This is a genomic window from Bernardetia aquimarina (assembly GCF_042180575.1).
GTDB lineage: Bacteria > Bacteroidota > Bacteroidia > Cytophagales > Bernardetiaceae > Bernardetia.
Genome location: NZ_CP170094.1, coordinates 5551245 through 5564616 on the forward strand (window position 1 = coordinate 5551245; position 13372 = coordinate 5564616).

General features: G+C 32.2%; 9 protein-coding genes. 7 read left to right on the forward strand and 2 right to left on the reverse strand.

From position 1 onward, the window contains the following. Window positions 1-6: 6 nt before the first annotated feature. From ACE193_RS23895 to ACE193_RS23915, 5 genes are all read left to right on the forward strand, one after another. On the forward strand, window positions 7-1146 hold the full coding sequence (locus ACE193_RS23895; protein ID WP_375560699.1) for a hypothetical protein: 1140 nt from the start codon (window positions 7-9) through the stop codon (window positions 1144-1146). Window positions 1147-1224: 78 nt separating this feature from the next. After that, entirely contained in the window at window positions 1225-2907 is a 1683-nt protein-coding gene (locus ACE193_RS23900; protein WP_375560700.1) for an SWIM zinc finger family protein, read from the forward strand. A 174-nt stretch (window positions 2908-3081) separates the two neighbouring features. After that, window positions 3082-4119 carry an LD-carboxypeptidase gene (locus tag ACE193_RS23905; RefSeq protein WP_375560701.1) on the forward strand — a complete coding sequence of 346 codons (1038 nt, stop codon included), beginning with the start codon at window positions 3082-3084 and terminating at the stop codon, window positions 4117-4119. An 80-nt stretch (window positions 4120-4199) separates the two neighbouring features. Next, window positions 4200-5384, forward strand: a complete 1185-nt coding sequence (lpxB, locus tag ACE193_RS23910; RefSeq protein ID WP_375560702.1) for a lipid-A-disaccharide synthase — start codon at window positions 4200-4202, stop codon at window positions 5382-5384. Window positions 5385-5647: 263 nt separating this feature from the next. Beyond that, window positions 5648-6133: a hypothetical protein gene (locus ACE193_RS23915; protein WP_375560703.1), complete on the forward strand. Its 486-nt coding sequence runs from the start codon at window positions 5648-5650 to the stop codon at window positions 6131-6133. Between the two features lie 186 nt (window positions 6134-6319). On the opposite strand, the gene ACE193_RS23920 is transcribed toward ACE193_RS23915, so the two are convergent. Then, a complete protein-coding gene (locus ACE193_RS23920) occupies window positions 6320-7027 on the reverse strand; it encodes a protein-L-isoaspartate(D-aspartate) O-methyltransferase (RefSeq protein ID WP_375560704.1) in 708 nt (235 codons plus the stop codon). Between the two features lie 265 nt (window positions 7028-7292). Here ACE193_RS23920 and ACE193_RS23925 point away from each other — a divergent pair, with 265 nt between their 5' ends. Beyond that, complete coding sequence (locus tag ACE193_RS23925; protein ID WP_375560705.1) at window positions 7293-8786, forward strand: flavin-containing monooxygenase; 1494 nt, start codon at window positions 7293-7295, stop codon at window positions 8784-8786. 465 nt (window positions 8787-9251) lie between these two features. Then, window positions 9252-10085 carry a hypothetical protein gene (locus ACE193_RS23930; protein WP_375560706.1) on the forward strand — a complete coding sequence of 278 codons (834 nt, stop codon included), beginning with the start codon at window positions 9252-9254 and terminating at the stop codon, window positions 10083-10085. A 117-nt stretch (window positions 10086-10202) separates the two neighbouring features. Here ACE193_RS23930 and ACE193_RS23935 read toward each other — a convergent pair whose 3' ends face one another. Beyond that, a complete protein-coding gene (locus ACE193_RS23935; RefSeq protein ID WP_375560707.1) occupies window positions 10203-13280 on the reverse strand; it encodes an amidohydrolase family protein in 3078 nt (1025 codons plus the stop codon). Between the last annotated feature and the right edge of the window lie 92 nt (window positions 13281-13372).

Below are 13372 nucleotides of genomic sequence, written 5' to 3' on the forward strand. Positions count from 1 at the left end.
AAAAATATGAAGCACTCATTTACAGAAAAAATTGATGAAATACTAGCCAAATATTTCAAGGATAATGCAAAACAAGTATTTAAGAATAGTGAGCTTATTCAATACATAAATCAAAAAACTGTTTCGGCTCATAAAGGTTCGAAGGCAAGAGGTAGTTTTGGAAATCTTTATGCGATATATGTTTTAGTCGAAGATTATTTGGATAAAAAATTTGACAAAGAAGGTGACTATTCAAAATACGAAGGAGCTAAATTTTCAGATTTATTTACAAGACAAAGAGAACTTCCTTTTGGGGCAGGTTTACAGAATCACGCTTTAAATCACCGAATGAATCAAGAGTTTAAGAAAAAGTTTTCAAATTGTGATTTTATTCCGATAACTAGAGAATCTAAAACCAAGAGGTATTGGATAAATCCGAATCTAATCGAATTGGAAGTAAACAAAGAAAAAGTGAATATTTCTCACGCCATAATTGAAATCATTGAAGAATATATTAAGACAAAGAGAAGTGCACTTGAGAGTTTTATTCAAACCTGCGAAGAATTAAAAGATATTGGAGATAAGGAAGTAGATAAAATCAAACTCTTTATTTCGGGGTTACTTCAGCCTAACGTAGATGCAAGGATGTTTGAAATAGTTAGTTATTCAATATTGAAAGCAAGTTACTTTGAACAATTTGTGTTTTTTGGTTTTACTCTTGAGTCAATAGAAAAGGAGAATTTGAAACTATATAAGACAGGAAGAACAAATGCAAATGATGGAGGAATTGATTTTGTTATGAAACCGTTAGGACGTTTTTTTCAAGTAACAGAAACAACAGATGTAAAAAAATACTTTCTTGATATTGACAAACTTGAAAAATTTCCGATAACCTTTGTTGTCAAATCAACTGAAAAGGTAGAAGGTTTAAAACAGAAAATAAAAGAAGGTGCTAAACAACAATATGGTGTAGAGGCTGTAGTAAACAAGTATGTTGCTTGTATAGAGGAAATAATAAACATTCAAAAACTGAAAGAGACACTAGATGAAGTTGAAAAAATAGGAAAAATAAATGAGGTTCTTAATGAAATAATTAAGCAAAGTAAAGTTGAATTTAATTATGATGAGGATATAATAGAAGAAATAGAAGAAGATGATTTCAAATAAGTTATTAATTAAAAATATTGTCATATCCGTTGCTCGTGTTCCACGAGTGACACACCAAACATCACAAAAAATAAAATTATGCTTTTCGAATATAAATACGGTGGCAACACCAACATCATAAATAATTCAGAGCAAACTTCGATGTCTTTTGCTCCTGATGCGCTTCGTGAACCTACCTTTTTTGTAGGAAAATTAGATAAAAAAATAAATTTTCGTGAAGCAATTTCTGCGCTTCATCACGTTGTTGTTTCGGATTTGCGTTTCAAACCCAAAGACAAAACAGAATACAAAGCGTGGGCAGAAAAACAAGAACAAATTTGGCTTGCCGAATATATGGAATCATTTCAGATTGAGGAAGTAAAAGCCAAAACGGAGAAAATCAGAAAGGAATTAAACGAATCCTATAAAGAAAGTAATAAAATTTTACAGCCTTATTACACAGCACAGCGTGAATATTTCAAGTATCTCTATGAAAAAGATAAAGATGCTTGGTTTGTGCTTGACCCTGTAATTACGGTTCATCCAGACGAGGTTTTTTTTGAATGTTTTAGTCAAGATGAATCTACGTATGGAAAATTGAGTTGTAGTTATAATGTTTTTAAGGAAATCAATGAGTTTGAATGTGGAACTACAAATGTAGATTATTCATCTACTTTATATAATGAGTTTCAAAAAATTCGTAACTATAAAGAAACTGATTTCAAGATTGACCCAAGTGGTTTTGAGGTTCAGACGACAAACGAAGAGAGTTATAAAGAAGTCAAAATTGATTTGCCTGATACGTGGGTGCGTGGATTTTTGCAAGTAAGTTCTGCTATGACTCTTCCTTCGACTACACTAGATTTACATCCAATGGATATTTTTAGTTTGTGTCAGTTTTTAAGACGATTTAAGGAGAAAAAAAGTCCTCGTTCGTTGCGTTTTGTGTTAGAACCAAATCAACCTATCAAAATAATTATTGAGCCTTGGAATAAGGAACTCATTTTTAATCGTTCGATTTATACAGGACACGAATCTAAGGAAATTCGTATTTGGGGAAGAAGACGTATTTTGATTTTGGAAAGATTAATTCCAGTAGCCAAAAATTTCAAACTTGTTTTGCTTGGTTCTGGATTGCCTTCATTTTTTATAGCTGAATTAGAATCAGATATGACTTTTACGCTTGGTCTTTCGGGTTGGACTTCTAATGATTGGTCAAGAGCAGGAAATTTTGACTTGATGGCACCAAGAAGTGAAGTAGATGATTTTACTAAAAAAACAGTTTTTAATGCTTTAAAACAAAACTGGTTTGAGAGTTCGGCATCATTGGCTCGTCGTCTAAACTTAGATACAAAAACAGTTTCTTCTGCTTTGGCTGCCTACACACAGGCTGGACGAGTAATTTATGATTTGAAAATGGGCGTTTATCGTGTTCGTGAGCTTTCGAAAGACCCTTTACCAATGGATAAACTGCGTTTTGCTAGTGAAGAAGAAGAAAAAGCAACGAGTTTTATAAAAAATAATGGTGTACAAGTAGAAATTGATACGACAAATTTTGTCAATAAAGACGGAGAAAAAAGTGAACGAATTGTTTTGAAAGGCAGAGTGAAAGATAAAAACACAACCTATCCAACACTTGTTCAGATAGATAATGATGAGCGAATTGTAGATGCAAGTTGTGAATGTAATTTTTATAAAATGAATAATCTTAGAAAAGGTGCGTGTGAACATATGTTGGCTACACGAATGTATTTTAATGAAATGAAGATGGAGAGGGTTTAATTTTTTCCCTATCATCTTTTATATAAAACGCTATGAAATTTTTTCATAGTGTTTTTCTTTTACAGAAATTTAAGTTTTAGACCAATTTCTCAAAACTTTATTTTATAACAAATCGTAGTTTAGATACTAGCAAGAATATAATTTATGTCCTAATTAATATTTTTTACTTTACTTATGAAATCTCCACCTTTTCTAACACCCAAAGATACTATTCGTTTGATTGCTCCTTCTGGAATTGTAGAGCCTGATAATATAGAACAAGCTGTTGAATGGATAATGGAAAATGGTTTTACTCCAAAAGTCGGGATTCATTTAACAGATAATTTTTTTCGTTTTGCAGCAACTGATGAGCATCGATTATTTGACCTTCAACGAGCCTTAGATTGTAAGGAAACAAAAGCGATTTGGTGTATTCGTGGTGGATATGGAATGGGACGTATTTTGGATAAACTCAACTGGGATAAATTTTTAGAAAATCCCAAATGGCTCATCGGTTTTAGTGATATTACAGCTATTCATCTAAAAATAAATCAATTAGGTTTTCAAAGTATGCATGGTTTTATGCCTGTTCAGTTTAAGTATTTATATCAACCTCAAACTAATTTAGAAGCTCAAAAAGCATTTACAAATTCTCAGAAAGTACAAATTCAACAGAGTAAAAAAGGTGAAAAAGGAGTGAGAAATACTCTTCAGCAAAATACAAGTGAAATGTCTGATAAAATTCAGATTGAAAAATCTATACAAAGTTTTTTACAAGCTCTATTAGGTAAATCATATCAAATTAACTCTTTATCTCATCCAAAAAATGAATTAGGAGAAACAGAAGGAGAAATAATAGGAGGAAATCTAAGTATGATAATCAACAGTCTTGCTACTCCCACCGAAATAAATACAGATAATAAAATTCTTTTTTTAGAAGAAGTAGGCGAAAATCTTTATGCTGTTGATAGAATGCTTTGGCAACTTTACCGAGCAGGAAAATTTAAAAACTTAAAAGGAATTGTTGTAGGAAGTTTTTCAGGTTCAAAGCAAACTGCCCAGCAATTTGGTTTTTCAGTCGAACAAATGATTATAGATTTGGTAAAAGAATACAATTATCCTGTTGCTTTTAATTTTCCAATCGGACATACTTCTCAGAATGAAACTGTTATCTGTGGTGCAAACATAATTTTTGAAGTGAATAAAGAAGGTGGAATTTTGAAGTTTTTATAAAATTCAATATAATTATCAGTATTTGTAGGGAAAAGGCACGCCTTTTCCTAATTTTGTGTTTTATCAAAAACAAAACATCAATGCGTTTCTACATCATTGCTGGCGAAAAGTCAGGCGATTTACATGCTTCTAATTTAGTAAATGCTCTTAAAAAAGAATATCCAACAGCTATTTTTAGAGGTTTTGGAGGCGATTTGATGGAAAAAAATGGCGTAACACTTGCCAAACATTACCGAGAAACTGCTTTTATGGGTTTCTTTGAAGTTGTTCAAAATTTGGGAACAATTAGAAAATTACTGTCATTCTGCAAAAAAGATATTTTAGAATTTAAACCAGATGCCGTTATTTTTGTAGATTACCCAGGGTTCAATCTGCGAATAGCAAAGTATTTAAGAAATTATTTTATTAAAAACTCTACTTCTCAAAACATAAAAACGCCAAAACTATTCTATTATATTTCTCCAAAACTTTGGGCGTGGAATCAATCAAGAGCCAAACAAATTAAAAGAAACATCGATTATATGTTTTCTATCCTGCCTTTCGAAATTGAGTTTTATAAAAAATTTGATTTTGATAGAATAACGTATGTCGGAAATCCTCTTTTTGATGCAATAGAAAATTATAAACCAAATGATAATTTTTTAATGGAAAATAATTTGAAAGACAAAGTAGAAGGTTCTAATCAGAAAATAATTGCCCTTTTGGCAGGAAGTAGAAAGCAGGAAGTAAAGTCGCTTTTGCCTGTAATGATAGAAGTTGTTAAGAAATTCAAGCAAAAAGCAGAAGTAAATACGATTGATTATAAATTTATTTTGGCTGGTGTTTCTAGTTTAGATGAGAGTTTGTATGATGAGGCAAAAGAAAATGGAATTGATGTGATTTTTGAGCAAACCTATGATTTGCTTTCTCATGCAGATGTCGCCATTGTTGCTTCTGGAACAGCTACGTTAGAAACAGCACTTTTTGAAGTTCCTCAAGTGGTAATTTATAAAGTAAATGCAATTACGTATCAGATTGCAAAATTAGTAATTAAAGTAAAATGGGTTTCTCTTGTCAATCTGATTGCAAATAAAGAGATTGTAAAAGAGCTTTTACAGCAAGATGCCTCAGCAGAAAACATTAGTCAAGAATTAGAATTACTTTTAGATACAAAAAGTGAGCGATATAATTTTATGAAAAAAGAATATATTGCTCTCAAAAATCAAATTCAGACAGAAGGAGTTTCGGTTAGGACAGCTAAGAAAGTAAAGGAAATTTTGGTATAAATTACGAATTACGAATTACGAATTACGAATTTTTCTTCAGTAAATAATTTTTGGTTCTCTGACAATTTTTGCACTATGTCGTTGGTGGGACACCAACAACGGCAGGTTATAGCCGTTGTCGGTGTCTCCACCGACAACCATCAATATTCAAAATTCGAATAAAATCAATAAGGTGCAAAAATTGTCAAACAACCTATTTTTTTTATCTCAACGAGAGCAAAATCTCGTTGATGGTTATTTTAGTAATAGTTAAAAAGTAAAAAATGAAATATTACAATTTAGTTGCAGAATGTAAAGGCTACGAATCGGCGCAAGAATTTTGTGCTTATTTTAGAGAAAATATTCCTGTTTTATCGAATGGAAAACGAATAGCCTCCGAAGCAAATGCAGTTCGTAGAGGTGATGGATATTGGATAGCTTGTGTTTCTTTTGAAGGACTTTTTGCTTTTGATAGTGAAGAAGAATTGGAATATGCTCAAAAAAATGCACTCTCAGCTACCGTAAATCCGACCTTTTTGCAAGAAGCTGTGTCAGAGATTTTTTCTTTACTTTCGGTTGCTCCTTCATATATGGCAGCAGCTTTTGGAGTAGATGCGATTGATGCGTTTTCTCAAATGTCTATTGAGGAAATTATTTTGCAAAACTCTTCTTTTGGCTATCTTTTTTTAATTGATTCGGCTTGGGAACGACTTGGCGAACCCAAAGGATTTGAAGTGTTTTCAGAAGGATATTATTGGAATCCGAACTAGAGTATATGTCGTTGGTGGGACACCAACAACGGCATAAGGTCAGCGAATGATTTACAGGATTTGTATGATGAATTACAGGATAAATGCAATTTCAATTCATACTTATGGCTGATACATAACTCAGTTTCATTAATGTATTGTCCTGTAATTATCATAGATATCATAAAAATTCCTAGCTAATTAATTCTAAAAACCTTTTTCTCCCAAAAGGGGAACAAAACGAAAACCACCAAAATTTTCTTGTTCGATAGTTTTTTCGTCTTTTTTTGTATAGCGACACATAATTTGACTTTCTTGGCTACCCACAGGAACAATTATTTGTCCTCCTACTTTTAATTGATTAAACCATTCTTTAAATACTTGGGGAGAATTTGGTGTGGCTGCTGTTACCAAAATCCTATCATAAGGAGCATTTTTAGCATATCCTTTCGAACCATCTCCACAAGTTAAATTTACATTTTGAAAGTCAAATTCTCTTGAATAATTACTCAAATTTTCTAATGTCTGTTTTGCTTTTTGATGTAGATTTTCGTGATATTCTATGCTTGTAATTTGTGCTTTTTTATTCTTGCAAATTTGTGTTAAAATAGCCGTTTGGTAGCTTGAGCCTGTTCCGATTTCTAATATTTTTAGAATAGTGTTTGATTCAATTTCTTGCACATTCAAAAGTTCACTTTGATAAGCAACTGTATAAGGTTGAGAAATTGTTTGTCCTTCTCCAATAGAAAAGGCTTTGTTTTGATAAGCATGTTGTAAAAAAGCACTGTCCATAAAAAAATGTCTAGGAACTGTCAAGATAGCATCTAAAACTTGTTCATTTTTTATTCCCATTTCTATAATTTCATCGACAAGCTGTCTTCTTAATCCTTGGTGTTTATACGTATCTTTTTGCATTTTTTTTATATTACTGTGTTTTAAAAAGGCAAGCCATTTTAGCTTTTGCTGAGTTTTAGTTTCCTACTATACTATTTTTTATTAGCTATTCATTCAAGTTAAGAATTTATTTTACCATTTACCATTAATAATTTGCCATTTCTTAGTGTTTCTACAATTGATATTCTTATAAAAAAGTAATGCAAATTTATCTTTTTTCTAAACCAATACAAATAAAATTAGTTCGATGAAAATGATATACAAAACCAACCAGCAAATAAAATAAATGAATCCTACAACTAAAAATAACAATCATAATCATTTCGATGTTTTGATAATCGGTGCAGGACTTTCAGGAATTGGTGCAGCTCATTACATTCAAACTCGTTGTCCTGACCGTTCTTATGCCATTTTGGAAATGCGTGATGCTATTGGTGGAACATGGGATTTGTTTCGCTACCCCAGTATTCGTTCAGATTCGGATATGTACACCCTCGGTTATGCGTTTCGTCCTTGGAAAGAAGCCAAAGCGATTGCAGATGGTTCTTCTATTCTTAATTATATTCGACAGACGGCCATTGACGAACAAATTGATAAAAAAATTCAGTTTAATAGACGTTTGGTTTTGGCAAATTGGTCTTCAAAAGATAAGGTTTGGAACATCGAAACAGTTAGTAAAAATAAAGATACACAAGAAGAAGAAATCATAAACTATTCGTGTAATTTTCTTTTGATGTGTAGTGGTTATTACAATTATGATGAAGGTTATACACCTGATTTTGAAGGTTTTGATGAATTTGAAGGCACGATTGTACACCCTCAAAAATGGACTTCAGATATTGATTATCAAGATAAAAAAGTAGTCGTTATTGGAAGTGGTGCAACTGCCGTAACACTCGTTCCAGAGCTTGCCAAAAAAGCAGAATTAGTAACTATGTTGCAGCGTTCGCCTACCTATATTATTTCCCAACCTTCAAAAGATAAAATTGCTGATTTTTTTAGAAAAATTTTCCCTTCCAAAATTGCCTATCAATTTAATAGATGGAAAAACGTATTGTTTAGTTTATTCTTTTACAAGCTCGCCATAAAAAAGCCAAATTTTGTAAAAAAATATATCAAAACACAAACTCGTAAAACATTAGGCAAAAATTATGATGTAGATAAACACTTTACACCAAAATACGACCCTTGGAAGCAACGTCTTTGTTTAGTTCCTGATAACGACCTTTTTGATGCAATTAAAGAAAAAAAAGCAGAAATTGTAACGGATAATATTAAAAAGTTTACTCAAAAAGGAATTTTATTAAAATCTGGAAAAGAAATAGAAACTGATTTAATAGTAACTGCCACAGGCTTAAAACTAGATATTATGAGTGGAATAACACTCAAAAAAGACAATGAAAAACTAGAATTACCCAACCATTATATGTATCGTGGAATGATGTTTTCAGATATTCCGAATATGGCAATTTGTGTCGGTTATACCAATGCGTCTTGGACACTCAAAACTGATTTGACGTGTGTATATGTGTGTCGTTTGCTCAATCACATGAAGAAAAATAACTTTGATATTTGTACACCTCATTTGACACAAGAACTAGAAGATACTTTTTCGAATGAGCCTATTCTTGATTTTAATTCGTCGTATGTTTTGCGTTCGATTGATGCACTCCCAAAACAAGGTTCGAAAATTCCTTGGAAGCTAAATCAAAATTATCCTTTAGATATTATGACAATAAAATATAGTTCGTTGGAAGATGAAGCATTGAAATATAATTAGAGTTGATATAAAAGGCTAATTTGAATGATTTTTAGAAATATTTTTGGTTATCTGACAATTTTTGTAAAGTTTTGATTTTTACTCTGTTAGGAGTTTTATATTGGTAAAAAAATAGAAACGTTAAAACTCATCTACTCCGTAGGAGTTGTATAGCATTTTTTACTACCTATTCTAAATGCTACCAATGTGTAGTTCCTAACGGAACAGAATACAGTTTCTAGCTTCTTAACTTTGCTACCAATATCAAGTTCCTACGGAACAGAAAGGCAAATAAGTGTATTAATGAGTTGTAATTTAACTACCATGTTACACACTCCACAAAAATTGTCAGATAACCATATTCTTTTGCAAATTTCATTATAAAAAAACAGAATTTAGAAATCTTTTTTTTGGATTTTAACGTGAAAATAGATATTCAAACTATCTTTAACTTTCCGTTTCAAAAACTGTGTTAATTTTCTTTCAATGAACTACAAATCACACAAACTAAATTCTCAAAATCATTCTCACATCATAGGAAGACAAGATTCTGTTACAGGCGATACAATCAAACCAAATGATGAAGTTGTTTTTTGTAGTGCTTGTCAGTCTGTTTTTTTAGTGGAAAGTTGGGAGTATATGAACCAAAAACATTGTAATCAGACTGAAACACTTGGTTTTGTTCCTACACCAATTCCGACTTTAAGAGCTAAAAAGAAAGCTAGAGGAAAGAATAATGATGATAAATTAATTTTTGAAATTGGAAATAGTAATATTTTGTACTTACTTTTTATCGTTCCAGTAATTTTATCCTTAGTAGGCATAAACATAAATCATTGGGTAGCTAGTTTATTTATTTTAGCAGCTATTTTTTCTTATGTAGGATTACTTATTATCATTTATACTAAAAAGCTAAAGGAAAATAAGCTAATCAGAAAAGCCTTGAGAGTACACAAAAATACAGTTAAAGTATTAGAAACAGGAATAGAGCTACAAAATGATAAGTTTTATTCGTATTACGAAATACAAAAAATAGAATATGTCAAGAAAAAAAACTTAGATTTTTCTTTCAAACAAACAGATATATATTTGAATCTTTATTTGAAGAACGGAGAAGTTATAAAACAAGAACTACCCTCTAAATCTTACGAAAATACCAAATCATTTCTTTTTGCCCTTGCTTGGGCTGCACAGTTTACAGAAATACACTATTATACTAGAGACAAAAAAGAAATAGGAATTGCAAAAAGTATACAAAGAAATTATACAGGAAGAATTATAGCAAGCCGAAATTATACACAAATAGAAAACACAGACTAAAAAAATAAAATTTCAATCTGTGTTGTGTTTTTTAGACGAACACTAAAGTATTCGGTACAATTTTATTCACGCTAAAGCATAAGCTACATCTCATGCTAAAGTGCAAGCGATATTTTTTTATTCTCCGTCATTTACAGTATTCCAATAATCAAAATCTAATTCTTCACAATCCCAAAGATGTTCTTTTTTGAATTTCACGCCTATTGTTGGTGAGCCTCCATTTTTGGCAGCAATCATTTTTTGAATGATTCTTTCACGCTCGGCAGCTAGTTCTTGACGAAGTTTTTCATCGTTTTCTCTATCAAAATAAAGAATTCCATCAACGAATGTCTTTTCAGCTTTTGCATAAATAGATAATGGATTTGCTGACCACAAGACAATATCAGCATCTTTACCTACTTTTATACTTCCTGTACGGTCAGAAATGCCTAACATTTTTGCAGGATTGAGTGTAACAAATTTCCACGCTTCTTCTTCCGACACACCACCATATTTTACAGTTTTGGCAGCTTCTTGATTGAGTCTTCTTCCCATTTCTGCATCATCAGAGTTGATTGAAGTCAAAACTCCAGCTTGATTCATAAGCGCAGCATTGTACGGAATAGCATCTTTTACTTCATATTTGTATGCCCACCAATCCGAAAAAGTAGAACCTGCAACACCATGTTTTGCCATTTCAGGAGCAACTTTATAGCCTTCCAAAATATGTGTAAATACATTTACTTTGAAGCCAAATTTCTCAGCAACACGCATAGTAGAAAGAATTTCGGAAGCCACGTAAGAATGACAAGAAATAAGACGTTTGCCATTGATAATTTCTAAAAGTGCTTCCATTTGCAAATCAGTTCTTGTTGTGGTTGGGTTTGCTTTTTTAGCTGCTTCGTATTCCTTTGCTCTTGTAAATGCATCTGTTAAAAACTGCTCAACTCCCATTCTTGATTGAGGATAACGACCATATTCTGCCCAGTTTGAGTGTTTTACATTTTCTCCTAGTGCAAATTTAATTCTTTCAGGTGCGCCTTTGATTTTCATTTCTTCGGCAGTTTTTCCCCAACGTAATTTTATCACAGCCGACTGTCCTCCAATTGGATTTGCAGAACCGTGTAATTGTTGTAGAGCCACAACACCACCAGCCAAATGACGGTAAATATTTACGTCTTCTGGATTGATAACATCTCCAATTCTGACTTCTGAACTATTGGCATAAACTCCTTCGTTTACACCTCCTGAAATAGCAATATGCGAATGTTCGTCAATGATTCCACTTGTTAGGTGTTTTCCTGTCCCGTCGATAGTTTTCGCTCCTTCTGGTGCAGAAAGATTTTTACCAATTTTATTTATCTTTCCATTGATAATCAAAACATCTGTATTTTCTAAAATACCACTTGTTTCTCCTTCTACTTCATTTGTCCAAACAGTAGCATTTTTTATCAAAACCGTTTCAGCTTTTGGCTGCGATTGAAAAGAATAGGGTGCAAAAGGAAAAATAGGTTGGAAGGCTTGCAGCGTAGAATCAACTTTTGGCGCATCTCCAATATTCTGATTGATTTTCATATTCGAATCTGAATTTTTGGCATTCCAAGTAACCCATTTTCCACCTGCTGTGCGTGTAGAACCTTCCCAGTATTTTCCTTCCGAGTCGTACCAACCTGTAAGGCGAGTAGCTTCAGTTTGATTTTGAGGAGAAAATTGAAGTGCAAAAATTCCTTTTTCGTAACTTGCCTTTGCTTTCAATGTATCTTTTCCATCAATAATTTTGTAATCTAAATTATCTTCTTCTCCCGAAACTTCCAATTTATACAATTTTGGTTTTCCATCTTCTTCCAAAGTCAAATCATAAATTCCTGCATAAGACGAATTAGGAAACGCAACAATTTCATTTTTTTGTCCTTTTACCCAGTTTTGATATACTTTTGTTTTTGATAAAAATAAATCACCTGAAGTAATGATAAAATTAGCAACTGAACCTTTTTTCAAAGTTCCTAAATTATTTCCTTCTCCAATAAGATTAGCTGGCGTATAAGTAAGAGCTTTTAGAGCTGCCGTTTTGGAAAGACCTGCACCAACTGCTTTTCTTAGATTTTCCAAAAACTTAGACTTGTCTTTTAGTCCGTCTGTTGTAAAAGTAAAATTAATTCCTGCTTTTTCTAATATAGCTGCATTTGAAGCTGCGTATTCCCAATGTTTGAGGGATGTAAAAGAGATAAATTGAGCGTCTAAAGGGTCATTTACATCAAAAGCATTAGGAAAATTAAGAGGAATAATAAAAGAAGCTCCAGTATTTTTGATTAAATCAACAGCTTGATATTCGTCGCCACTTCCTTTCAAAATATATTGTTTTCCAAACTCATCTCCTAATTTATCAGCACGAATAGCATTCATTTTGTCATTTACTTCAAAGATTTGAGGGAGGTTTTGTAATGTATTCCAAGCTGAAAGAGTTAAATTCTTATCTTTTGCACCTCCAGTTGCATACCATTTTCCATCAAGATATGTTTGACGCAAGAGTGCCATCGAACCCATTAAAGAAGTAGGATATGATTGTGAAGAAGAACCTTTATTAAAAGAAAGTCCTGCTGCTGCATCGGTTTTATAAAGTTGCTCGTGTGAAGTTCCGTTTCCTAAAAAAACAAGGGCAGATGTTCCTCTCACAATTCCGTCTTGTTGGTTAGAAAGAAGCGTTCCAAAACCTAATTTTCTTAGACCTTCTGCTTCTTTTTGAGCTGCTTTATCTTCTGGATTAAACATTTCACTTGCCTTGTGATGTGCTTTTACAGCTTCATTATTTCCAAAAGCATAAGAAGATTGAGGGTTAAGTTGGAGTTGGTACCACGCACGACCTTTAGATTTTTCGGGGGCAGGCATTCCATAATCTGAATATAAATCTATGAAAGAGGGATAGATTACTTTGCCTTTAAGGTCTTCAATAACTGCACCTTTTGGAATGCTTATATCAGTTCCGACTGCCAAAATTTTGCCTTCTTTAATAACTAGAGTCGCCTTTGATATTTTGGTTTGATAATCTGTATAAATAGTTGCATTAGTAAAAGCATAGACTGTATTTCGCTCGTCTGTGATGCCATTAGTATAAAAAGTTTGTTGAGCAAGTGTTTTGTGATACGAAAAAAGTGACACAAACACCATTAAAAACAATACTAAAAATACTATAAAGGGTTGATTTTTAGAGTTTTGCATATTCAATAAAGTGAGTATAATATAATTTTGAATTGTTTTGATAAAATTATTGTAGGCAATTTATGGAAAGGTATTGTATTTTGTTCTTAAAA

What these genes read in the sequence shown, in the direction of transcription:
- ACE193_RS23935 (WP_375560707.1), bottom strand. Translation starts at nt 13,280, where the DNA reads ATGCAAAACTCTAAAAATCAACCCTTTATAGTATTTTTAGTATTGTTT.
- lpxB (WP_375560702.1), top strand. Translation starts at nt 4,200, where the DNA reads ATGCGTTTCTACATCATTGCTGGCGAAAAGTCAGGCGATTTACATGCT.
- ACE193_RS23905 (WP_375560701.1), top strand. Translation starts at nt 3,082, where the DNA reads ATGAAATCTCCACCTTTTCTAACACCCAAAGATACTATTCGTTTGATT.
- ACE193_RS23925 (WP_375560705.1), top strand. Translation starts at nt 7,293, where the DNA reads ATGAATCCTACAACTAAAAATAACAATCATAATCATTTCGATGTTTTG.
- ACE193_RS23930 (WP_375560706.1), top strand. Translation starts at nt 9,252, where the DNA reads ATGAACTACAAATCACACAAACTAAATTCTCAAAATCATTCTCACATC.
- ACE193_RS23920 (WP_375560704.1), bottom strand. Translation starts at nt 7,027, where the DNA reads ATGCAAAAAGATACGTATAAACACCAAGGATTAAGAAGACAGCTTGTC.
- ACE193_RS23900 (WP_375560700.1), top strand. Translation starts at nt 1,225, where the DNA reads ATGCTTTTCGAATATAAATACGGTGGCAACACCAACATCATAAATAAT.
- ACE193_RS23895 (WP_375560699.1), top strand. Translation starts at nt 7, where the DNA reads ATGAAGCACTCATTTACAGAAAAAATTGATGAAATACTAGCCAAATAT.
- ACE193_RS23915 (WP_375560703.1), top strand. Translation starts at nt 5,648, where the DNA reads ATGAAATATTACAATTTAGTTGCAGAATGTAAAGGCTACGAATCGGCG.